The sequence below is a fragment of the Halorubrum miltondacostae genome, assembly GCF_041379815.1.
Classification (GTDB): domain Archaea; phylum Halobacteriota; class Halobacteria; order Halobacteriales; family Haloferacaceae; genus Halorubrum; species Halorubrum miltondacostae.
The window spans coordinates 1-20621 of sequence record NZ_JBEDNY010000005.1; the positions used below are offsets into that span (position 1 = coordinate 1).

General features: G+C 64.3%; 22 protein-coding genes. 12 read left to right on the plus strand and 10 right to left on the minus strand.

Going from position 1 to position 20621, the window contains the following annotated elements; translation table 11 throughout:
- Positions 1–311 (plus strand): methyl-accepting chemotaxis protein (locus ABNG04_RS13440; RefSeq protein WP_510963763.1); only part of this gene is annotated, 311 nt, incomplete at its 5' end.
- Between the two features lie 38 nt (positions 312–349).
- Here ABNG04_RS13440 and ABNG04_RS13445 read toward each other — a convergent pair.
- Positions 350–655 carry a putative quinol monooxygenase gene (locus tag ABNG04_RS13445; protein WP_371163106.1) on the minus strand — a complete coding sequence of 102 codons (306 nt, stop codon included), beginning with the start codon at positions 653–655 and terminating at the stop codon, positions 350–352.
- Between the two features lie 307 nt (positions 656–962).
- On the opposite strand from ABNG04_RS13445, the gene ABNG04_RS13450 reads away from it, so the two are divergent.
- The 5 genes from ABNG04_RS13450 to ABNG04_RS13470 all read left to right on the plus strand — a co-directional run bounded on the left by ABNG04_RS13450 (position 963) and on the right by ABNG04_RS13470 (position 6506).
- On the plus strand, positions 963–2531 hold the full coding sequence (locus ABNG04_RS13450; RefSeq protein WP_371162916.1) for a methyl-accepting chemotaxis protein: 1569 nt from the start codon (positions 963–965) through the stop codon (positions 2529–2531).
- 122 nt (positions 2532–2653) lie between these two features.
- Positions 2654–3019 (plus strand): DsrE family protein, encoded by a 366-nt coding sequence (locus ABNG04_RS13455; protein WP_371162917.1) that lies wholly within the window; start codon positions 2654–2656, stop codon positions 3017–3019.
- Between the two features lie 160 nt (positions 3020–3179).
- Complete coding sequence (locus ABNG04_RS13460; protein ID WP_371162918.1) at positions 3180–5576, plus strand: PAS domain S-box protein; 2397 nt, start codon at positions 3180–3182, stop codon at positions 5574–5576.
- An 83-nt stretch (positions 5577–5659) separates the two neighbouring features.
- Complete coding sequence (locus ABNG04_RS13465; RefSeq protein WP_371162919.1) at positions 5660–6088, plus strand: winged helix-turn-helix transcriptional regulator; 429 nt, start codon at positions 5660–5662, stop codon at positions 6086–6088.
- A complete protein-coding gene (locus ABNG04_RS13470) occupies positions 6081–6506 on the plus strand; it encodes a helix-turn-helix domain-containing protein (RefSeq protein ID WP_371162920.1) in 426 nt (141 codons plus the stop codon). The genes ABNG04_RS13465 and ABNG04_RS13470 overlap by 8 nt, the downstream gene beginning before the upstream one ends.
- A 32-nt stretch (positions 6507–6538) precedes the next feature.
- On the opposite strand, the gene ABNG04_RS13475 is transcribed toward ABNG04_RS13470, so the two are convergent.
- On the minus strand, positions 6539–8584 hold the full coding sequence (locus tag ABNG04_RS13475) for a glycoside hydrolase family 15 protein (protein ID WP_371162921.1): 2046 nt from the start codon (positions 8582–8584) through the stop codon (positions 6539–6541).
- Between the two features lie 158 nt (positions 8585–8742).
- Between ABNG04_RS13475 and ABNG04_RS13480 the strand changes: the two genes are divergently transcribed.
- Positions 8743–9087 (plus strand): thioredoxin family protein, encoded by a 345-nt coding sequence (locus tag ABNG04_RS13480; protein WP_371162922.1) that lies wholly within the window; start codon positions 8743–8745, stop codon positions 9085–9087.
- Between the two features lie 205 nt (positions 9088–9292).
- On the opposite strand, the gene ABNG04_RS13485 is transcribed toward ABNG04_RS13480, so the two are convergent.
- Entirely contained in the window at positions 9293–9619 is a 327-nt protein-coding gene (locus tag ABNG04_RS13485; RefSeq protein ID WP_371162923.1) for a hypothetical protein, read from the minus strand.
- 358 nt (positions 9620–9977) lie between these two features.
- Between ABNG04_RS13485 and ABNG04_RS13490 the strand changes: the two genes are divergently transcribed.
- From ABNG04_RS13490 to ABNG04_RS13500, 3 genes are all read left to right on the plus strand, one after another.
- A complete protein-coding gene (locus ABNG04_RS13490; RefSeq protein WP_371162924.1) occupies positions 9978–10355 on the plus strand; it encodes a hypothetical protein in 378 nt (125 codons plus the stop codon).
- A 135-nt stretch (positions 10356–10490) separates the two neighbouring features.
- On the plus strand, positions 10491–10673 hold the full coding sequence (locus ABNG04_RS13495) for a hypothetical protein (RefSeq protein ID WP_371162925.1): 183 nt from the start codon (positions 10491–10493) through the stop codon (positions 10671–10673).
- Positions 10674–10849: 176 nt separating this feature from the next.
- Positions 10850–11878 (plus strand): NAD(P)/FAD-dependent oxidoreductase, encoded by a 1029-nt coding sequence (locus ABNG04_RS13500; RefSeq protein WP_371162926.1) that lies wholly within the window; start codon positions 10850–10852, stop codon positions 11876–11878.
- A 6-nt stretch (positions 11879–11884) separates the two neighbouring features.
- Here the strand turns inward: ABNG04_RS13500 and ABNG04_RS13505 are convergent, their stop codons facing one another.
- The gene (locus ABNG04_RS13505; RefSeq protein WP_371162927.1) at positions 11885–13165 is read right to left on the minus strand and encodes a M20 family metallopeptidase; all 1281 of its coding nucleotides are present in this window, start codon (positions 13163–13165) and stop codon (positions 11885–11887) included.
- A gap of 4 nt (positions 13166–13169) precedes the next feature.
- Entirely contained in the window at positions 13170–13667 is a 498-nt protein-coding gene (locus tag ABNG04_RS13510) for a cupin domain-containing protein (RefSeq protein WP_371162928.1), read from the minus strand.
- Between the two features lie 103 nt (positions 13668–13770).
- Between ABNG04_RS13510 and ABNG04_RS13515 the strand changes: the two genes are divergently transcribed.
- A complete protein-coding gene (locus ABNG04_RS13515) occupies positions 13771–14745 on the plus strand; it encodes a DUF3179 domain-containing protein (RefSeq protein ID WP_371162929.1) in 975 nt (324 codons plus the stop codon).
- Positions 14746–14790: 45 nt separating this feature from the next.
- Here the strand turns inward: ABNG04_RS13515 and ABNG04_RS13520 are convergent, their stop codons facing one another.
- The gene (locus tag ABNG04_RS13520) at positions 14791–16482 is read right to left on the minus strand and encodes a glutamate synthase-related protein (protein WP_371162930.1); all 1692 of its coding nucleotides are present in this window, start codon (positions 16480–16482) and stop codon (positions 14791–14793) included.
- A 260-nt stretch (positions 16483–16742) separates the two neighbouring features.
- On the opposite strand from ABNG04_RS13520, the gene ABNG04_RS13525 reads away from it, so the two are divergent.
- Positions 16743–17156 carry a hypothetical protein gene (locus tag ABNG04_RS13525; RefSeq protein WP_371162931.1) on the plus strand — a complete coding sequence of 138 codons (414 nt, stop codon included), beginning with the start codon at positions 16743–16745 and terminating at the stop codon, positions 17154–17156.
- Between the two features lie 43 nt (positions 17157–17199).
- Here the strand turns inward: ABNG04_RS13525 and ABNG04_RS13530 are convergent, their stop codons facing one another.
- From ABNG04_RS13530 to ABNG04_RS13545, 4 genes are all read right to left on the minus strand, one after another.
- Positions 17200–17946, minus strand: coding sequence for an NAD(P)H-hydrate epimerase (locus ABNG04_RS13530; RefSeq protein WP_371162932.1), 747 nt, complete (start codon positions 17944–17946; stop codon positions 17200–17202).
- A gap of 69 nt (positions 17947–18015) precedes the next feature.
- Positions 18016–18372 carry a hypothetical protein gene (locus tag ABNG04_RS13535; RefSeq protein WP_371162933.1) on the minus strand — a complete coding sequence of 119 codons (357 nt, stop codon included), beginning with the start codon at positions 18370–18372 and terminating at the stop codon, positions 18016–18018.
- 101 nt (positions 18373–18473) lie between these two features.
- Positions 18474–19040, minus strand: a complete 567-nt coding sequence (locus tag ABNG04_RS13540) for a hypothetical protein (RefSeq protein WP_371162934.1) — start codon at positions 19038–19040, stop codon at positions 18474–18476.
- Positions 19041–19121: 81 nt separating this feature from the next.
- Positions 19122–20585 (minus strand): dihydrolipoyl dehydrogenase, encoded by a 1464-nt coding sequence (locus tag ABNG04_RS13545; RefSeq protein ID WP_371162935.1) that lies wholly within the window; start codon positions 20583–20585, stop codon positions 19122–19124.
- Between the last annotated feature and the right edge of the window lie 36 nt (positions 20586–20621).

Below are 20621 nucleotides of genomic sequence, written 5' to 3' on the forward strand. Positions count from 1 at the left end.
AACAGGCACAAGAACGCGCGACAGAGATCGAAGCGACCGTTGAGGAGGTACGATCGACTGCGGACGAGACGATCGATCAGATCGAAACGGTCGACACACGCACAGATACCGCGGCGGCGTCGATCACCGACGCAGTTGACGACCTTGACGGGATCGCCGACAGTGCGGTTCGAACCTCGGAGAACGTCGATGAGGTGTCCGAAACGACACAGGCGTACGCGGACGACCTCGATGACATCGCTCGGAACGTGATTGACGCAATCAGTCAGGCGAACGAGATTAACGAACGAACGGAGAGTTCCACGGAATAGTGATTCGATCCGGCGTGGAAGAGCCTGCGACGGTCGCCTCAGAGCTCCATCTCTGTCGCCGAGTCGACCTCGAACCGGGTAACCTCTGGCTCGCCGGCGAGCAAGTCTGGCAGTGCTGCCTCGAACTCTTGGAAGTGGTCGGTTTGTGAGTGCGCCTCGAACGCGGCCTCGTCCTCGTACTGTTCAAAGAACCGGACTGTGTTCGGATCCTCCACATCTGTCGTCGGTCGGTACTCAATAATACCTGGCTCGGCCTGGGACTTCTCGGCGAGGTCAGCGATCAGATCGAGTGCCTCGTCACGCTTCTCGGGGTTGAGAGGAAATACGGCGTGTAACACTATCATGCGATTCTCCTTCATTGGCTATGACGAATAAACCCCCGCCTGAAGGGTGTTCAGCTCGGGTAGACGAGCTCATAGGGGCGATGAAAACAGCGATACGAGCCGCGTGAAACCACGTTACGCCGCCGTTACCCGTGAGACCCGCGTGTGATAATCGGTCCCAACGAACTAAATTGAAGACTGTCGCAGCGACGCACATGGATTTGCGACAGATCAGTTCTCGTACTCCGCGAGACCCGCAGCGGAGGTGGAGAGCGTGACCTCGGACCGAAGCCGCCTCGGAGTGGTGCGCAGCCGACTCGTCCCTACGGTGGTAGAACAGAATCGACTCGTCAAGTTCGGGCTCTCGATCGCCTTCGTCATCGCGGCGATCGCGGTCACGGGCCTCTTTACAATCCGACAGACGGCAGGGGTCGTCGACCCGGCCGCTCACGCGGCCGTGACGCGAAACATCCTCCTGATCATCGGCGTCGCCGTCGTCGGTCTCGGGGCCGTGGGGATTGGGCTCGCACGCCCGACGATCCGCGAACTCGACGAGCTGGGTCGCCGGGCAGAAGCGTTAGAGGAAGGCGATCTCGACGTCGATCTCGAACCGAAAACGGACGACGAAATCGGCCGGCTCTACGAGTCGTTCGACGCGATGCGGACCGCGCTGAAGTCCAGAATTGAGGACGTAGAAGCGGAGCGAGAGCGCGCCCGCGAGGCCAAACGGGAGACGGAACAGTTCGCGAACACGCTCGAAACGCGTGCCGAGGCCTTCGCAGGAACGATGGGGGAGGCCGCGGATGGGGACCTGACCGCTCGGCTCTCGGTCGAGGCTGATGACCCGGAGGCGCTCCACGAGATCGCGGACGCGTTCAACGGAGCGCTGTCCGAATTGGAAGCCACAGTCGCTGATGTGCGTCGCTTTGCTGACGAAGTGGCGGACGCCGGCGACGCGATGACGACGAGCGCCGATGAGGTCGCCGCGGCCGCCCGAGAGACGAGCGGGTCGATAGACGAAATCTCCGCCGGCGCGGAACAGCAGAACGACCGCCTAGTAGAGATCGCAAACGAGATGGAGACTATGTCGTCGACGACCGAAGAAGTCGCTGTGTCGGCCGAACAGGTTGCGGCGACATCCGAGCGCGCGACCGAACTCAGCGACGAGGGACGGTCGGCGACGCGACGTGCCGTCGAGGAGCTCCACGCGGTCGAGGAGCGGTCTCGGTCCGCGACGGAGGCCGTCAGCCAGCTCGAGGACGGAATGGAGCGGATCGGCGTCATCGTCGACACGATCACGGAGATCGCCGACCAAACGAACCTGCTCGCGTTGAACGCCTCGATCGAGGCAGCGCGGGCCGGCGAGGCGGGATCCGGGTTCGGCGTGGTCGCTGACGAAGTAAAGAGCTTAGCTGAGGAGACGAGCGATGCCGCCGCCGAGGTTGAGTCGCTCATCGCCGAACTCGAAGATCGAACCGACGAGAGCGTGACGGAGATGACGGCGATCCGCGAGCGGATCGACGCAGGCGTTGATACGGTGGAGGCGGCGGAGGCCGCACTCGCTGACATCGACGACCGCATTACTGAGGCTGATGACGGGGTCAAGGAGATCTCCGATGCGATGGACGAGCAAGCCCGTGCGGTCAACGACGTGACGACGTCGGTCGACGATGTCGCCGAGATCAGCCAGCGCACCTCGACGAACGCCTCGTCGGTCGCGGCCGCGGCGGAGGAGCAGGCCGTCTCTTCGGACCGTGTCTCGGAAAAAGTGGAGGGGCTGGCGGAACGGACGACCCGTCTCCGCGAGTCGCTCGCGACGTTCGACACCCGCGACCGGACAGAGATGACTGAGATCGGGGACGGCACGAACAACACGGCGTCAGCAGCCGACGACTGACGCGGCTCAGTCGTCCTCGCAAACTTTGGCTCCTGTCGCCTCGATCGCCGTAAGTAACTGAAGCGTAACGACGTGACTGCCTCCCCGATAGCGTTTATCTACCTTCCCGCGACTGGTCCCGTATGGGAAAGTACGCGATGTTGCTTAGTGCGGGTCCGGAACGAACCGGGAGCGCGCTCAACGGAGTGGAGTACGCGCTCCAGCTCGCAGACGACGGCCATGATGTGCGGGTGTTTCTCGACGGAGCGGCGACGCGATGGCCCGGTGAGCTGGCGACGCGAGCCGATCACCCGCTTCGCGACGGGCTTGACCGGGCGGCGGCTGGGGCTGTCGACGTCGTCGCCTGTGCGTACTGTGCGGCCGCGTTTGACGCGACGGGGGGCTGTCGCACAGAGGGGATCCCACTCCTCGGAACGGCAGGAGAGGAACACGGCCCGGACGTCGCGGCCCTCGTCAGCGACGGCTACGAGCTGCTCACGATGTCCTAACGCTCCGAGACACAGCGGGGTGGTGCCACGGCGGCTCTCCCTGCGGTTGGTTTCTTAGTGCTGTATACCAAACACCCGCTTGAGAGGGCAATTAAATGCTTGACCGATACACTGCGTCCCGCCCGGCGTTATGAGTGATATACCCGAGTCCGGGCCAGAGATGGACGACGGATCGACGCCGATCGTCTTCGAACGACTGTTCGAGCACACGCCCGATGCGGTTCTCATCCTCGACGCCGCGGCGAACCAAATCCTGCGCTGTAACGATCGCGCCTGTGAACTACTCGGGTACGACCGGGACCGGCTTCTGTCACTGGGACCAGCCGACATCCATCCACACGATTATGATGTATTCGAAGCGTTCGTCGAGCGTGTCCACGACAGAGGAAGCGGATTCACCGCCGAACTGTCGTGTCACACGCAAGACGGCGAGATTGTCCCAGTAGATGTCACCGCGACCACTGTCCGATATGCGGGGCATGATCGGATACTCGCGATCCTGCGGGACGCGTCGACGCGTACGGAACGCGAACGTGAGCTACGCCGTCGGTCGGCGGCGATGGCGGCGGCCGATGATGGGATCGCTGTCCTCGATTCCGACGGTAGTGTCGTCTATGCGAACGCCGCGTACGCGACGCTGTTCGGGTACGATGATACAGATGCGATCGCCGGCGCAACTTGGGATGAGCTATACGCGACCCCGGACCGGTTCGAGCTCGACTGTCGGCCCACCGTCATCGAGTCCGGTGAGTGGCGCGGAGAACTGACAGCGTCACGGGAAAACGGTGCGGACGTACCCGTTCAAGCATCGGTGACGGGGTTCGAAGACGACGAGTTCGTCTGTGTCGCCCGTGACGTAAGCGCAGAACGTCGGCAAGAACGCCGTCTCACGGGGCTCGCGGAGTCGAGCCGCGAACTGCTCGGTGCCGCCGATCGGGAGGATGTCGGTCGGATCGCGATTCGGACTGTCGTCGACGTGCTCGGGCACGAAATCGCCTGTCTTCGACTGTACGACGCTGACGCCAACGAGCTCGTGCGGCGCGCAACGTCAGACGCGGCGGCGGAACTCGTCCGCTCGGCGGTCGCCTACGACCTCAAGTCGTCGAACGCCGGGACGGCGTACCGGAGCGGCGAGACGGTCAGAAACGAGTCGGCAGCCGACGACGCGTACACCGATGACCCCTGCCGAGCAGAAGTCCACGTCCCACTCGGGGAGTTCGGCGTGCTGAGCGTCTTTGGCCGCGAGGAGCCGCTGACAGAGGTAGACGTTCAGTTGATCGAGCTGTTCGCCGGCGTCGTCCGCTCGGCGTTGACCCGCGCTGAACGCGACGAGCGACTCCGGTCTCGCCGCACCGAACTAGAGCGTCGTCGCGAGGAGCTCGCGGCGGCCGACCGGTTCAACACTCTCGTCACCGCGGTGATACGGTCCGTGTTGAGAGCAACGAGCAGCGGAGAGGTCAAGCGGAGCGTCTGCGAGGAATTGACCGAGTCGTCGTTGTATGAGGCCGCGTGGATCGCCTCTGTCGGCCCCGAAGACGGTCTTGAGGCCGTGACGATAGACTCCAGTTCGGTCGCCACGGAATCGTTCGCTGAGGACGACGAGACGTCTTTCGTAACGTCCCCGTTCGCGCGCCGTCTGGTCCGGAACGCTCACGACGCCGACTCCGCGGTCGTCCAGCGTCGGCGTTTTGAGCCTGAAGGCGGCAGCGAGGCCGACGCGGCTGACGAGTCCATCGCCGCTGCGGTCCCCGTGGCCTGTGGCCGACAGCGCTTCGGTGTGCTCGCTGTGGCTGGGACTGAAGAGAGCGGGTTCGCCGAGACGACGCAAAGCGGGCTTGAATTGCTCGGGGAGACGCTCGGGTTCGCGATCATTGCCGACCGGCGCCGGAACACGCTGATCGAGAGCGATGCCGTCGAACTGGAGTTCTCGTTCACAAGCCCGCTCGGGGACTTGTCGGCCGCGTTCGATTGTCGGTGTGATCACCTCGGGGGAGTCACCGACGCGGGTGATGCCCACGCCTACAAGACGCAGATTACTCATGGAGAGTTCGGTGATATCAACGCGTTTCTCGACGATTATCCCGCAGTCCGGGGGTGCGAACTCGTCGACTGTCGCGGCGAGACGTGCGTCGTCGAAATAACGGTAGCGGGCGCACCGCCCGGACTGCTTGCCGAGGCCGGATTCAGCTTGGTGTCGCTGTACGCGAGCGACGGCGACACGAGATTAATCGCCGAAGTCCCGAGTGATGAGGATGTCACGCACGTACTCGACACGCTCGGAGAGTTCTGGGACGACGTAGAACTGGTCGCCAAGCGACAGACCCCAACGCGCGGAGCCGACCTCGCGCTTCCGGCCGACGGCGCAAGAGGCCTCACTGACAGACAGCGGACTGTGCTTGAGACGGCTTACGAGAAGGGATACTACGACTGGCCCCGCGGTCACACGGCAGAGGAAGTCGCGGAGAGCCTCGATATCGCCTCTTCGACGCTCCACCAGCACCTGCGCGCAGCGGAGCACGCTTTGGTCTCTTCTTTCGTCGACGACAAGCGAGAGTGAGGTCCAGACCTACGTATCTCGGTATCCCCCTCCCGAGACACATAGCGTGGGTGATCATACTACTGGACGGTGATCTCAGATGTATGAGCACAGAGCCGATCCCGTTGTCCCGACTCGACAACTCTAACGAGCGGACGCAACGCCTCCTCATCGAGGTAGCCGACATCTTGAGTCACAAGTGGCACCCGGTCATTCTCACCCAGTTACTGAACGGGGAACACACGTTCAGCGAACTCGGCACAGCCATCAACGATGTCTCCAACAAGATGCTCTCAGACAGCCTCTCGACGCTCGAATCGGAGGGCCTCGTCGACCGTGAAGTGGTAAACGAAAAGCCGGTTCGAGTCAAGTACACGCTGACTCGCCGGGGACGGGAGTTAGAGACGGTCCTCGAACCGATGCTCAAGTGGGGTCGGGAACACTTGGCCGACGGCAGGGTCGACACCACACAGCAACCGACCGGTCCGCGTCTTCCTGACCGCCCTGGCAGAGAGGTGGTAGACGATGAGTAGTCGAACCGAGTCTCAGGCGGACCTCTCAGCCAGCGGGCGGACAGAACGCGAACTGAGCCGCCGGGGAGTGGCGGCCGACGAACCGGAACTCTCGGTGACGAGCCCGACCCGCGAAGAGGTGCTTCGGACTGTTTTCAGTCTCGGAGAACAGGATATCCGAACGTACGACGCCGTCGCCGAGGAAACCGGGGCGACGACCAGTGAACTAGGCGATCACCTCGACCGCGACCGCAGCAACGTGAACCGGTCGCTGAAGCGGCTCCGCGAGACCGGTCTGGTAACGCGGAGTCGCCGACTGCTCGACGAGGGGGGCCACGTGTACCAGTATTACACGGCCGATACAGAGTCCGGAGACCCCATGGCTCAGGCGGTTGATCGGTGGCGGTCGGCTGCGCTCGACGCGATCGCCTCCGAGTAGCATCGGATTTTTATCTGGCTCCGCCAGCCGGTCTAGCTCTTGGGCGCGAGCCCGAACGCTTCGTCGCGAACGTAATTCTCGACGAGAAGCAGGTAGGTCGCTTGGCTCCACTGGAGATTCGCGTTCCACCTGACTCGCCCGCGCCCGTCGACGCGCTCGGGGAGGAGACCGGCAGTGGTCGTCCACTCGTGGGCGTCTTCGAACACGTGATCCGCGACCGCGTCCGGGTCACCACCGCCGAGCCAGCGGGCGGCGTCGGCGTACGCCTCACAGAGCGGCCACCCGCCGTCCTCGACGGTCCCAGTCGGCGTGTAGCAGTCGCCCGGGTACCGGCCGAGACAGGGCGAGTCGCCGGCGACCCACCGCTCGTCACCGGCGATCTCTAGGGTGGCGGCAACGGCGTCATCGTCTGCGTCGACGACGTTCCACGGCCAGACGGACATGAACGCCGCCGCATCGGGCCGGGCGTCGGCGGGTGGGTCGGACGGCGTCTCCGGGCTGTCGGCCGTGACGAGGGCGTCGCCGTACGGCGTGGGCTTGAAACAGTATTTTTGGAAGTTGTCTGCCCACACTGCCGCCCGCTCGCGACACTCCGTTGCGAACGCGTCCTCGCCGCGTGCGTCGGCCAGTTCCCCCATCGAGCGCAGCCCGGCAATCGCTGCCGCGGTGCCCTCGGTGCTGTGACCCCAGATCTCTTCCCACGGATCTTGGTGTTTCTCGGGGAAGCCGTACCCGTTGTCGTATGAGAGCAGGAACTCCGCGGCGCGTCGGGACATGTCGTAGTGTTCGTCGAGGAGGTCATCGTCGCCAGTCTCCCGCCAGACGAGCCAGTGCGCGTATATCGGGCCGCCCACCTGGTCCAGCTGGAGCGCCCGCCAGTGGGCCTCGCCGGTGACGTAGTAGTTCTGCCACCATGTTCCGTGCCGGTCGATCCCGCGGTCGTCGACGACATCACCGGTGATCTGGCTCTCTTCGAACCACCGGAGCGCGAGTCGGGCTTCGCGCTCCGCCCCGGCCGCGATCAACGCCTGCGTGATGATTACTTGGTCGCGGGGCCAGATGAATTTATACGTCATGTCGCTGGGCTTGAACGCGCCCGCGATGACGCCGCAACACCCGTCCTGAGCGCACTTCATCGCCGTCAGCGAGCGCTCGTACAGGTCGTTGACCGCGGGGTCGTCGGTAGGTCCGTCCGAGACCGTCTCGTGCCACTCCTCCCACGCCGTTTGGAACGACTCCCGCTCTGACTCGTAGCCTCTGTCAAGGAGCCGCAGCGCGTGTTCGACAGCGGCGTCCTCACTGTAGCCGAAGCCGACGCCGGTGAGCCAAGACGCCGTGTCGGTCTCGCCGACGTACAGCCCCACACCGAGGTCGAGGTTCCCCTCGGCGCGCTCACGGTCATCGATGAACCCGTCGTTGCCCTCGTAGATATCCGCCCACGCGCTGCGATCCGTCCCCTCTTGGATGCCAGTGTGGCCGATCCGGCGGCCGTCGAACGTTCGTTCCCCGTCGTGGTCCTGTGCGAGCGCGAGCCACCGGTCGCCGTCGGTCGCAACGATCAGTTCCGTGCCCTCTCGCTCCGTGACGAACGCCTCTTGGACCGCGTTGGGATCCTCGTGGTCGTGGCCGTGGATTCCGAGGTCGGCGACGGTGTAGAAGGTGCGCTCCGCAACGGTCTCGAACGAGGCGTCAGTCGAGATTAACAGCCCGCAAGTGTCGACGCTCGCGACGACCCGCTGCGCGAGGGTCCCGGTCGACCCCGGTTCCTCGAAGCGATTTTCGAGGATGATCTCGGGGACGCGGCTCGACGCGTACGAGACATCGCTCTCGACGGCGTCGTCGCGGGCGTCGAGCGTCTGCCCCTCGTCGGCGTTCCACGCGAGCGTATGGAGATCGTAGAACAGCTCGACGTCCGACCGGAACGCCGAGGTCTCTTCGATGATTGCCCCGTGACGCCCGCGTTCGGGATCGTCGTATCGATTCGCCGTTAGCAGCACGTTCGCGCCTTCCTCGCGCGGCGCGCTGAGGATCGCGTCCTTGTCGCTCGGGACCGACGGCGCGTTTGACTCGACTGGCATGGTTGGTGAACGACGGGTCAGTCGATAAGCCTGCGGCGGAAATGTAGCCACGTTACCATGGCACAAGTGCGTCTCGCTTTGCGGTAGGTGAGCCGTCGGTAACCCGCTTACCGTGCGGTTCGGGAAGGGATATGACGGTGCGAGACGTTCGTTCATGTATGTCATCAGACTCGGCTTCCGGCGACGACGCACGAGTGGGTGGAATCATCGACGTTGATAGCGCAGCGTCATTCAACGAGGCGGTCGCGGAGAACGATCAGGTTATCGTCGATTACTTCGCGGACTGGTGTGGCCCCTGTAAACAGCAAACGCCTATCCTCGAGGAGTTGTCCGGCACGATCGACGCGCCGGTCCTCGGCGTCGACATCGACGAGTTCAACGGACTCGCGGCGGAAGCAGGCGTCCGATCCATCCCGACGGTCGCGATCTACCGAGGTGGCGAGGAGATCGAGCGGTTCGTCGGCGTCACGAGCGCCGACAAGATCCGTGCGGCGCTGAAGTGAGGCCGGAGAGCGACGGGATGTCTAGGCCGTCGCTGTAACGCGGCGAGCGTCGACGTGTCTTCACACGATGATTCATGTCAGTTATCAACTTAGCTTTCGAAACGCGCGTAGAACCGTGCTCTGTACGGTGTACAGACTTCTCGAAGATCAATCAGCATCGAACTGGCTCGCTTCGCGACGATCGGAGAGACAGTTCGATCGGAATTCAAGAGTCCCGGAGGTCGCTGCGGACCGCCGGGTATAGAGCCACTCCGACGATCCCGACCGCGGTCCCGACGTTCAGGTAGATCGTCGGCCGAGAGAAGCCGACGACCACCTCAACAACCACCCACACGAGAAGTGCTAGTGCGACGCCGATCGCTCCCGGCCACGCCCATCGTCGCCGTGTGAGGAGGCCGTAACACACGAACGACGACGTCAGGCCGAACAACACGACCAAGACGAGACCGGGCAGAAAGAAGTTCTCGACCGGCGTGCTGTCAAGCGGCCTGACTGATAGCCCGACGAGCTCGCCAGACGGGGCCACCAGCAATGCCGTGCCACCGATGAGTGCGCGAACTGACAGCTGCCCGAGTGCCAACAACAGAATCCAAAGCGAAAGCGGACGGCTACGGGTCCTCATCGTCTCTTCTCGATGCTCCCCGCACTCGAAAGTTAGCAATCCCCGGTCACGCCGACAATTCCGTCGGCTTTCTTCTCCCGGAGAACGACGAACTGTGACCGGTCACTGACGGCACCATCGCATCTTGTGGAGGGCTCCCCTGCCGACCACGGCGCTTCGGCGGGGATCGGAGCAGCGAACAGTCGCGCTGGGAATGAAATTAGCCCGCGTGTGCGACAGTCACACACGGCTGTAGTGGTTACATATAGTAACCGTGTGTCTGTACTGTATGGACGAGCACACAGACTACACGAACGCTGACGACGCGACCGACGACTGTACGACGACGGCGTCGTTCGACGACCACGGGATCGACGACGGTTCGGACCTGATCCGACGCACGTACTACCGGCTCGTTGCCGACGGTGACGACACGTTCGAACCGACTGACCGGTTCCTCGACCGCCTCGCGGACGCGTTTACTCGAGCGTATCTCACGGCAACTGACGCGTACGAACTCCCCCCGCACGTCGCCGCCGCAGTTGATGACGCCCGGGCCTGGGTCGCCGTAGAGTTCAGCGACGATCCCGACGCTGACCTGCGCGGGACTGTGATCCCGGCGTTCTACCGGCACGCAGCCGGGTTTCACTGTGCGTATCGAGAGTGAAATCCGAAGACTGCGGCGGTACGGATCCACTGGACTGCCGTTTTTGGAGATTTGAACTGCTACACCGAGACCGTTTGTGTGTCGGTGTCGCATCAATGGGATACAGTTTTTACTCAGCGATCTGTCTGTATGAGTATGTCTGACACACTTGAGTGCTCGGAATGCGGAGCCAGCATCGATTCAACCGACGACCTCGAAACCGAGGGCGAAGTCGCCGAAGTCGAACCGGAGAGCGACGGCTCGTTTCAGCTCTACGAGAATCACGACCTGTTCCTCTGTAAGAACTGCCGGAAGCCACTCGGAATCTCCCGGCCGTAGCCCGCGGTGGGGAACGGATCCCTTGCTCGCGCTTGATGCCGGCAATATAGCTCTAATCTACTGATGCGAGTCGACGCGCCTAGTCGCGTTTCCCGTTTCGACTCACACACTCCAGCCGCGTCTGTGCGGATCGGCTACAACACGGGTTTTTATTCGACCCCTGTGTGGATATCCGTATGTCTGACTCACTCGACACGGAGTCGTACGACGTGGTCGTCGTGGGCGGGGGTCCCGCCGGCCAGACCGCGGCGCTGTACAGTACCAGATTGGGACACCGAACTGCCTTGGTCGACCGGGGCGGCGGCCGAGCGGCGATGATGCAGGAGGTGCATAACCTGATCGGAACGCGGGAAGAGACGAGCGGAAACGAACTGCTCGGTGTCGGAAAAGAACAGCTCGAAGAGTACGGCTGTGATCTCCACCGAGACGTGATCGCGTCGTGTAACCGCGCGAGCGACGATGCCCCCATCGCCCTAGAAGGGAACAGCGCCGTCTACGAGACCGACGCCGTCGTCCTCGCGACCGGTTTCAACGATGTCCGACCCGATCCGCCGCTACCCCGAACTGGACGTGGGCTCCACTACTGCCTCCACTGCGACGCCCACATGTTCGTCGACAAGCCCGTGTACGTGATGGGACACGCAGAGAGTACCGCTCACGTCGCCGGTATCATGCTCAATTTCACCGACGACGTCGATATCCTCACGCGCGGGCACGAACCCGAGTGGAGCGACGACACCGCCGAGATGCTCGATAACCACCCGATCGACGTGGTTCGCTCGGACGTCTCTGGCGTCCAGAACGGCGAGGACGGCTGGCTAAAGGCGTTAGAGTTCGAAGATGGGACGACCCGCCAGTACAAGGGCGGTTTCGCCATGTACGGCTCTGAGTACAACAACGGGTTGGCGCGCGAACTGGGCTGTGAACTCAACGACGACGGGACGGTCGACGTCGGCGACCACGGCGAGACGTCGGTCGACGGCGTCTATGCGGTCGGCGACGTGACCCCGGGCCATAACCAACTCCCGATCGCGCTCGCCGACGGCGCGAAGGCCGGGATTTCGATCCACTTCGCCCTCCGAGAGTTCCCGCGAACGCCGGAAGCGCTACGAGAGGCCGGCCCCGTCCGCGACGAGGAGGTCCCCGGTATCCCCGACGAGCTGCTCGAACAAGCGGTCGACTTCCACACCTACGGCGGCGACTGAGGGGGATTAGCTCGGGCCCGGGTCAGTGTTCGCATCTTCGATCCGGCCGGTGTATTCTCCCACCAGCCGTGCGTAGGCCGCAGCGTTCCGCACGAGGGCGTCGACAGTCGTGTACTCGTCGACCGCGTGGGCAGTGTCGGTCCCGAAGCCGAACTCCACGGTCGGAATTCCGTCGTGACGCAAGTTCTTGGCGTCGCCACCGCCGGTCGCACTCCGACGATACACCTGACCATCGACGACCGACTCCGCTGCGGCCGCGCTCGCCGCTACGAGCGGTGAATCGATCGGCTCGTAGCTCCCGCGACTCCACGAGACGTCCGCGACCGTGACCCCCTCGATCCCGCCCAGACAGCTTCGGATCGAGGTGAGTGCGTCTCGAGTCTCGACGGTCGCGGTTAGTCGCACGTCGACTTCGGCGCGAGCCGACGCCGGGACGGAATTGACCGCGCTCCCGCCCTCGATGGTGCCGAGATTGATCGTCGGGTATCGGAACAGGTCCCGAACGGCCTCCGCATCCAGTTCACCCTCGTGGAATCCGACAGACTCCTCGACGATCGGTGCCATCTCCGGGGCAACATCCAATTTACGCGTTCCAAATTCACGTTCTAGCTGGTCGATCGCAGCCGTCAGTCGGTCGATAGCGTTGACCCCGAGCATCGGCCGTGAACCGTGTGCGGCCTCACCGGTCGCCTCCAGTGTCAGCCAAATAGCTCCGCGGTCGGCGATAGAGACCGCACAGCGGCCGTCCCGAGAGGTGGTCTCACCGATGACGCAGGCGTCTGGTGCGAACTCTGTCGACTCCCTGACGCTCGGTAGGCCGGCGTCGCCGCCCGTCTCCTCGTCGCTCACGAACGCGAACTGGAGGTCGAGCGGCGGCTCGGTGTTGGTCTCGGCGTACGCGAGCGCAACGTGGACCATCGCGGCGACCGCGCCTTTCATATCGATCGCGCCGCGTCCGTAGAGCCGGTCGCCGTCGCGCTCGCCCAGCGGATTGTGTGACCACGCTGCGGCGTCGAACGGAACCGTGTCGAGATGACCGACGAAACACAGCGTCTGGTCGGCGGCGCCGGGTATCGACCCGACGAGGTTCGGCTTCTCCGGGTCGACGGCGACCCGCTCGATGTCGACGCCGGCAGCCTCTAACCGCGACGCGATCCACGTAGCAGCGGTCGTGGTGTGGCCCGGCGGGTTCGACGTGTCGTGCCCGAGAAGTGTCTCCACATCAGAGATAAGCGACTCACGGTGTTCTTTCAGATACGCGCTAACAGGTTCCGTCGGCGATGGCATTGACTCACGGCACCTCGCCGTCCATCGATCCCCGGTACCAACGGCCGGTCTCAGCCCCGCACTCGACGCACTCTGCGACGACGGCATCTTCCTCGTCCGCGGCGGCGCGTAGGTCGGTATCGGTATCGGCGTCGCAGGTCGCACAGTATCGCAACTTCTGCTGATTCCCGTACTCTAGTGGTGCGCCGAGTGCGAGCGCGCGGACCGACTCGTCGCCGCGGTTCCAGCCGCGCTGGAACTCGTCGCGGTCGAACCGAACGACCTCGTCGGGCCCCACCTCGACGGGGCCGTCCTCCGTCTCGAACGTCGCCGTGCCTGAGATGACGTAGAAGGCCTCTTCTTGTACCTCGTGGCTATGGTACGCGAACGCGAAGCTGTCACCCGGCTCCAGCTCATAGTAATTCAGCGCCAGGTCGGTGAGCCCGAGCGCGTCCGTGAGCGGTCGCATCACCGCGGCCGGTTGGAGTGAGTTCTCGATGTCGTCGACGCGGACGCGTTTCATACCCGCTCGTATCGAGCCACCCGAATAAACGACGCGGCGCTGTGCGGCGGCGCCTCCCGTCCGCGGCCGAGCGAACTATGTCCGACCAGTGCCAGCCGCCATCGTGAACGTCCGACGAGTCCTCCCGCGAGACGCGATTCCGAGCGTCGACGAGCCGCGGTTCAGTGACGCCTACGACGGAGACGGCGACGACATGGTAATCGCGGTGGCGTTCGCCGACCCACCGCGCGCGTATCCGGTTCGGTACCTTCAGTTCCACGAGATCGTCAACGACGCCTTGGGCGATGCGTCGGGCGGTGACCCGATCGCCGTCACGTGGTGCCCCCTCTGCGGGAGCGGGATCGTATACGACAGATCTCACGCGGGACGGACGCTCGAATTCGGCGTCTCCGGGAAACTCGCAGACGACAACCTCGTGATGTACGACCGGGAGACAGAGAGCGAGTGGAAGCAGTCGACCGGCGAGTGTATCGCCGGTGCGTTCGAGGGGGAATCGCTCTCCGTCCGCTCGGCGGCCATGCTGTCGGTCAGAGAGTTCCGCGAGTCGTACCCCGACGGTGTCGTTCTCGACCCGCCAGGCGGAGAGAGTGAGGCCGCGAGCGACGACGACGAGCCCGTGCCGATCGATTATGACGCCGCGCCGTACGGAGCGTACGCTTCGGGTGACGGGTTCGGCCTCGCCGCCCACCGTGGCGAGGCGAGTCGGAGAGAGTGGACCGGCCCCCCGGATCTCGACCCGAAGACGGTCGTGTTGGGCGTCGAGTCTGGCGACGACGCGCTCGGGTTTCCGGTCTCGCGGGTGCGAGCGGCCGGCGGTGTGGTGCGGGCGACGGTCGGCGAGCGGGAGACCGTCGTGTTCGCGACAGAAAGCGGCATTCACGCGTACGCAGCTCCTCGTCACGAGTTCGAGTTGACCGACGCCGGCGTTGTCGGCGACGGAACGACGTGGGACCCAAATACAGGGGCCGCGGCGGACGGCCGCCAACTTGACCGGCTCCCATCTCGACGGCTCTACGCGTTCGCTTGGATAGACGACCACGGCCCCGACGCATTCCACCGACCCGCTTCTCTGGACTGATCAGGTTCGGCTTGCCACACCGGGTGGCTTAGGCGGACCGGTCGCTCACCGGTGACGCCCTTCCTCGCCGACACCGCCGTACTCGACGCCGGTGAGGTCCGCGATGTCTCGCTTCCACGTCGTCAGGTCGCGCCGTTCGAAGTCGGTCAGCGCCTCGTGGCCGCACGCCCGAGCCATCACCTTCATCAGCTTCACCGTCGCGGCGAAGTAGTTCGCGAGTCCTTCGGCGGCCGAGTCGACCACGAGTCGGCTTCGCAGCCCCTCTTTCTGGGTCGCGATCCCGACCGGGCAGTTGTTCGAGTCACAGGCGCGCATTCCGAGACAGCCGATCGCCTGCATCGCGGCGTTTGCGACGGCGACGCCGTCTGCGCCGAGCGCCAATGCTTTGATGAAGTCCGATTCGGTGCGGAGGCCACCGGTGGCGATCAGCGTCACGTCGTCGGCCCCTCGCGCATCGAGATGCCGACGTGCCCGCGGGATCGCCGCGATCGTCGGCACGGAAATGTTGTTTTTGAACACGTCCGGGGCGGCGCCCGTGCCGCCGCCGCGGCCGTCTAAGATCAGGTAGTCGGCCCCCGCGTCCAGCGCAAAGTCGATGTCGTCCTCGACGTGCTGGGCGGAGAGTTTGAACCCGACCGGGATGCCGCCCCCCGCTTCGCGGACGCGATCGGCCATCGCCGCGAAGTCGTCAGCCGACTCTAGATTGTCGAACCGAGCGGGACTGACGGCGTCGGTCCCCGGTTCGAGGCCGCGGACCTCTGCGATCTTTCCTTGGACCTTCTCGCCCGGGAGGTGTCCCCCGGTGCCGGTCTTCGCGCCCTGCCCGGCCTTGAAATGGAACGCCTGGACGTCCGCGACCTTCTCGATGTCCCAGCCGAACTTCCCGGTCGCGTACTCGTAGAAGTACCGGGAGTTGACAGCCTGTTCCTCTGGAAGCATCCCGCCCTCGCCAGAGCAGACGCCGGTCCCCGCGGCGTCGGCCCCCTTCGATATCGCGACCTTCGCCTCCTCGCTCAACGCGCCGAAGCTCATGTCGCTCACGAACACCGGGATTTCCAGCCGAAGCGGGTTCTCGGCGTTCGGTCCGATCATGAGTTCGGTGTCTACCGGGGCCTCGTCGTCGCGGGGAGTGCGGTCGAGTTGCGCGGTGAGAATCTGTAGGTCGTCCCAGCTCGGCAGTTCCGTCCGCGGGACACCCATCGCGGAGACGCTCCCGTGTTCGCCGATGCCCTCGGGCCCTTCGCGTGCGAGCTTCTGGATGTAATGGGTCTGTGGCTCCGTCTCGGCTTCCGGTTCGCCGTAGAACTCGGGATTCACCGCGGCGTCGACGTCGTCTGCCTCCTTAGTGCCGTCCGGCAGTTCGTACGGTTCTGGGTGTTCCTCGGCCCACTCGGCGACCGCGGTGGCGTCGACAAACACCGCCTCCTCGCCGTCGTCGTCGGCTTCGACCCACGCCGGGAACTTCTCCAATCGCTCGGAGTTGTCGTACTCGCTGACCCCGGTGTCGTATCGGTAATCCCAGCCGTGAACGCCACAGATGAGATCTTCGCCTTCCACGTGGCCGTCACCGAGGAGCACACCGCGGTGGAGACACCGGCCGTACAGCACCGATACCGCATCGTCGTACTTGACCACGACGAGATCGACGCCGGCGGCGCGAGCATGAGTCGGTTCGCGGTCTCCGAGATCGCTCCACGTCGCGATCCGCTCGCCGTCCCGCTGGTCGGGAGCGCTCATCGATTTGATCGCCCGTTCGGTCGGTCAACCGACTCCGTTGTCGGATCTGTCTCCGCGCTGACGCCCCTCGCTCCGCTCCCGCCGATCGCTGTCGTCATCGATACTCGTACACATCCCTCAGAAGTGTATAACGCTCCGGTGAGCCGGAGGTAACCCCGATCGAGGCCGAGTGCCAACGAGACGTAAACACGTCACGTGGACGTTACCCGGTGACCTGTCCATCAAACAACGATTAAATAGAGGGGCGCGTCGGGAACAGCGTGTCAACTGATACCAAAGCGGTCGCGTCAGAGCCGCTCACGACGGCCGAGATGGAATCGACGATGACGGGGATCAAGCGCATGCTCAAGATCGGCGCCGCGTTCGCCGTCGTCGGCTATCTGCTCGTCGGATTCGCGCTGTTCCTGGAAATAAGTGCGTTCCACCCGCTCTTAGAGGAGTTCTTCGCGACTCACACGGGGTGGAGCCTCGCCGGCGGCGGAGCTGACCGAGCCGGGGAGGCGGCGCTGAATAGCCAGCTGGCGACGATTCACTCGTTTCCGTCCGTGCTGCTCTGGCTGAAGCTTGGCGGCGTCGCGCACGTTCTCGTGGGGATATTCATCGCCCTCGCGGCGATCGTCCGGACGCTGGCGCTGATGCCGCACCGGTTAGCACACGAAATGGGCGGAGAATGAGACCGGGTCAGTGCCGTGGCGTCCGCAGGACCGTTCTCGCCGCTCAGGCCCTCGATACTGGGATCTCAAACTTGTCCCCGAACGGCCGGCCGCCGTCGATGTCGAGGCGGTCGTACACCGCTGGCGGGATCGAGAGGTCGAAGAGGAGCAGGTCGCCGCCGACCGCGGCCAGTCCGGTCTTCGGAAGCGCCAGCGTCGCCGTGAGGTCGGGGGCGATCGCGGCGCCCGATGCCTCCCCGGTCGTCGCGTTCACACCCGATGGGACATCCAGTGACACTACCGTTCCGGGCTTGTCGTTCGCGGCCTCGATCAGTTCCGCGGCGGCGCCGCGGGGCGCCCCCGTCAGCCCGTAGCCGATCAGTGCGTCGACGACGACGCCCTCAAGCGCGGTATCGATGTCGAGGTCTGCGCCGCTGTCGACCGATTTAATCGGAACTTCCATCGCTTCCAATATCCGGAGTTGTTCCGCCGTGACACCGTCGACTTCGGTCCGGGCCCGGTCAAGGACGACTTCGACGGGTAAGCTCCGATTCGCCAAGTGCCGAGCACACGCCAGTCCACCGCCGCCGTTTCCGCCGTTCCCGGCGAGCACCGTGACGGGAAGGTCGCTCTGACCGGTCAGCCCATCCCGGAGGACGGCGTCAGCGAGGCCACGTCCGGCGTGTTCCATCATCCGAGGGAGATCGAGACCAATCTTTTCCACGGCGACGCGGTCGATCGCTCGCATCTCCTCGGCCGTGACCGCCGTGACCGGGCGGCCGTCCTGATCGACGAACGTTGAGCTGTTCATGCGTCGCTGTTCGAAACGGATATCAAAAAACGGTGGTCGTCTTCGAGGCGGTGTGGCCTCGTCTGCGGCTCAGAACGTGATAATCTCGTAGTCATCGTCGACGAGCGAACGGATGCTCGGATGCCCGTCGTATTCGTCAAGCGTGACGAGCCCGGAGTCGGCGACGGCGTCTTCGACGCCGAACGCACCGGAACAGAAGTCGCAAACCGCCGCGTCATCGCGGACCGCTTGGTAGAGTTCGTGGTAGTCGCTCTCCTCGTCTTCGAGCTCCGGAATCCATTGGGTCCCGGCACCATCGAAGATCAGTTCTAGCTCGTCACCCTCGGTCTCAGCGAACTCCTTGGCTGCTTCCAGCCCGTTCGCGAGCCGACCGTAATCAGCGTGCGATTCGTTGCCGGCGAGAATCACGATTGCTGCTTTTGCCATCGTGCTCCGTTATAAAACACAGTTGTACAAAACCCGTCCGCGGGTGTGTGTTTGGAGCGTCTTCTCGACACGGTTTATTATATTATAGGCGTCGGGATGCGTTACGAAGGAGCCTCGGCGTCGAACGGCCGGGGGTCGGTCCCCTGGTCGACGAACCGTATCGACCCATCGCCGAGAGTTACGATGGCCGCCACACCACCGTATCCGTGCGTCTGGTCGTGACCCCGGATGACGACGCGACTGGTGTCATCGTCAGGAACTGTCACCGTTATAGACCGCGTGAACGGCTGCTCGGAGTGTGCGTGTAGTAGCTCACGCCGACCGAGACGCGTCCCGTCGAGTCGCTCGACTTGCCACCAGTTCGCGTAGCCCACCTCGCCGTTGTCGTCGTGGTGGAGCGTCACATCGAACGCGTAGCCGTCGTCCGTCGGCTCGAATTCGACGTCGACGACGTTCGCCTCTCGGAGGTCGAGATCGGCGGCAGCAGGCGGTTCCGATCCGGCTCCGGTTTTGTCGCTCTCGGTGCCAGCGTCGTCGTCGCTTCCGGACTCCGCGTCGGCCTCGGGACCGGTGTCGCTCTCGGCACAGCCGGCCAGCGCAGCCATCCCGCCGCCGCTCGCGATGCCGGCCAACAGACGACGCCGAGAGAGGTGACCGCGCTCGTTCATACGGATAGTTCGGTGAGGAGCGACAAAACCGCTCGGCCGACCGAGAAGTCGTCGTGTTCGACCGCAACATCGCTTCGGCAATTAGCTGTGGCGGTGCCCGTGGTCGTGATCTCCACCACGAGAGAACTGTCCCGAGAAGGCACGATCGACGACCTCAGAGAGCGCAGGGTGGATATGGACGGCGTCGCGGATGTCCGCGACTGTCCCAGAGCCGGCGGTCATGGCGACAACGACCTCCTCGATCAGATTCGATGCTTCGGGACCGATGATATGACAACCCTGGATGTTCCCGTCCAAGTCGATAAGCACTTTCACGAACCCGTCCGCCCCCATCGCGCTGCCGCGTGCCGTCTCGTCGTACGCGTACGTGTTCGTTGCGTACTCGATGTCGGCCTCGCGGAGGTCCTGCTCCCGGGCGCCAACGCCGGCCACCTCGGGCGATGCGAACACCGCGAACGGCATCGCTGAGTAGTCGACCGGCTCCGGCTCGTCGCCAAGCAGGTTCCGAACGACCGCTCTTGCCTCGTGATTCGCGCTGTGTTTGAGTAGGTACTCACCGACCACATCGCCGAGTGCCCACACGCCCTCCGCGTCGGTCTGGAGGTACTCGTCCGTCTCGACGAAGCCGTCCGCGTCGGTCTCAACGCCGGTCGCGTCGAGGTTCAGCGAGTCGGTGTTCGGGCGGCGGCCCGCTGCGACGAGCAGTTCGTCGCCGGTAACAGTCACGTTCTCCGCATCGTCGGGCTCGCCGACAGTCTCACCACCGGCGCGAACTGAGTCAGCCTCAGGGTACGGGCGCGCCTCGATCGTCACCTCGCCCTCGGCCGCGTCGGCTTCGACGGCCTCGTAGCCCGTGTACACGTCGAACCGGTCGGCGTAGCGATCGGTGAACGCCTCGCCGACCTCGGCGTCGGCCTCCGGGAGGAGGTGCTCGCGCCGGCCGACGATTGTCACGTCGGTGCCGAACGTCCCGAAGAAGTGCCCGAGTTCGGCCGCGATGTACCCGCCCCCGACGATCACGAGGCGGTCCGGCGCCGTCTCCAACTGGAGCGCCTCAGTGCTCGTAAGATAGTCGACACCGTCGATTCCGTCAATCGGGGGTATCGAGGGGTGGGTACCGGTGGCGACGAGAACCGTGTCCGCCCGGAGCGTCGCGCCCTCGTCGTCGCCGTCGACTACCTCGACCGTGTGGTCATCGACGAACCGTCCGGTTCCCGAGAACAGATCGTGGCTGTTCGAGGATTCTAATCCACGGCGGATCGACTCTGAACTTCCGGCGACATCATCATTCACCTTTCGGACGATCTCCGCAAAGTCGACATCGGTCACCTCAGCGTCGATCTCGAACGCGTCGGCGGTTTCGATCGTCTCCAGTACGTCTGCGTGGTAGAGGAGCTGTTTCGATGGAATACAGCCGCGGTTGAGACAGGTTCCGCCGAGCCGTCCCTCCTCGACGACGGCGACCGAGTTCCCGCGACCGGCCATCGCGTTCGCCACATCCAGCCCCGATCCAGACCCGATCACGAGGAAATCGAATTCCTGCATAGGCGGGTTGTTGCGGCCCACGGTCATCAAGACCAG

What these genes read in the sequence shown, in the direction of transcription:
- ABNG04_RS13445 (WP_371163106.1), bottom strand. Translation starts at nt 655, where the DNA reads ATGATAGTGTTACACGCCGTATTTCCTCTCAACCCCGAGAAGCGTGAC.
- ABNG04_RS13455 (WP_371162917.1), top strand. Translation starts at nt 2,654, where the DNA reads ATGGGAAAGTACGCGATGTTGCTTAGTGCGGGTCCGGAACGAACCGGG.
- ABNG04_RS13460 (WP_371162918.1), top strand. Translation starts at nt 3,180, where the DNA reads ATGGACGACGGATCGACGCCGATCGTCTTCGAACGACTGTTCGAGCAC.
- ABNG04_RS13465 (WP_371162919.1), top strand. Translation starts at nt 5,660, where the DNA reads ATGAGCACAGAGCCGATCCCGTTGTCCCGACTCGACAACTCTAACGAG.
- ABNG04_RS13470 (WP_371162920.1), top strand. Translation starts at nt 6,081, where the DNA reads ATGAGTAGTCGAACCGAGTCTCAGGCGGACCTCTCAGCCAGCGGGCGG.
- ABNG04_RS13475 (WP_371162921.1), bottom strand. Translation starts at nt 8,584, where the DNA reads ATGCCAGTCGAGTCAAACGCGCCGTCGGTCCCGAGCGACAAGGACGCG.
- ABNG04_RS13480 (WP_371162922.1), top strand. Translation starts at nt 8,743, where the DNA reads ATGTCATCAGACTCGGCTTCCGGCGACGACGCACGAGTGGGTGGAATC.
- ABNG04_RS13490 (WP_371162924.1), top strand. Translation starts at nt 9,978, where the DNA reads ATGGACGAGCACACAGACTACACGAACGCTGACGACGCGACCGACGAC.
- ABNG04_RS13495 (WP_371162925.1), top strand. Translation starts at nt 10,491, where the DNA reads ATGTCTGACACACTTGAGTGCTCGGAATGCGGAGCCAGCATCGATTCA.
- ABNG04_RS13500 (WP_371162926.1), top strand. Translation starts at nt 10,850, where the DNA reads ATGTCTGACTCACTCGACACGGAGTCGTACGACGTGGTCGTCGTGGGC.
- ABNG04_RS13505 (WP_371162927.1), bottom strand. Translation starts at nt 13,165, where the DNA reads ATGCCATCGCCGACGGAACCTGTTAGCGCGTATCTGAAAGAACACCGT.
- ABNG04_RS13510 (WP_371162928.1), bottom strand. Translation starts at nt 13,667, where the DNA reads ATGAAACGCGTCCGCGTCGACGACATCGAGAACTCACTCCAACCGGCC.
- ABNG04_RS13520 (WP_371162930.1), bottom strand. Translation starts at nt 16,482, where the DNA reads ATGAGCGCTCCCGACCAGCGGGACGGCGAGCGGATCGCGACGTGGAGC.
- ABNG04_RS13530 (WP_371162932.1), bottom strand. Translation starts at nt 17,946, where the DNA reads ATGAACAGCTCAACGTTCGTCGATCAGGACGGCCGCCCGGTCACGGCG.
- ABNG04_RS13535 (WP_371162933.1), bottom strand. Translation starts at nt 18,372, where the DNA reads ATGGCAAAAGCAGCAATCGTGATTCTCGCCGGCAACGAATCGCACGCT.
- ABNG04_RS13540 (WP_371162934.1), bottom strand. Translation starts at nt 19,040, where the DNA reads ATGAACGAGCGCGGTCACCTCTCTCGGCGTCGTCTGTTGGCCGGCATC.
- ABNG04_RS13545 (WP_371162935.1), bottom strand. Translation starts at nt 20,585, where the DNA reads ATGCAGGAATTCGATTTCCTCGTGATCGGGTCTGGATCGGGGCTGGAT.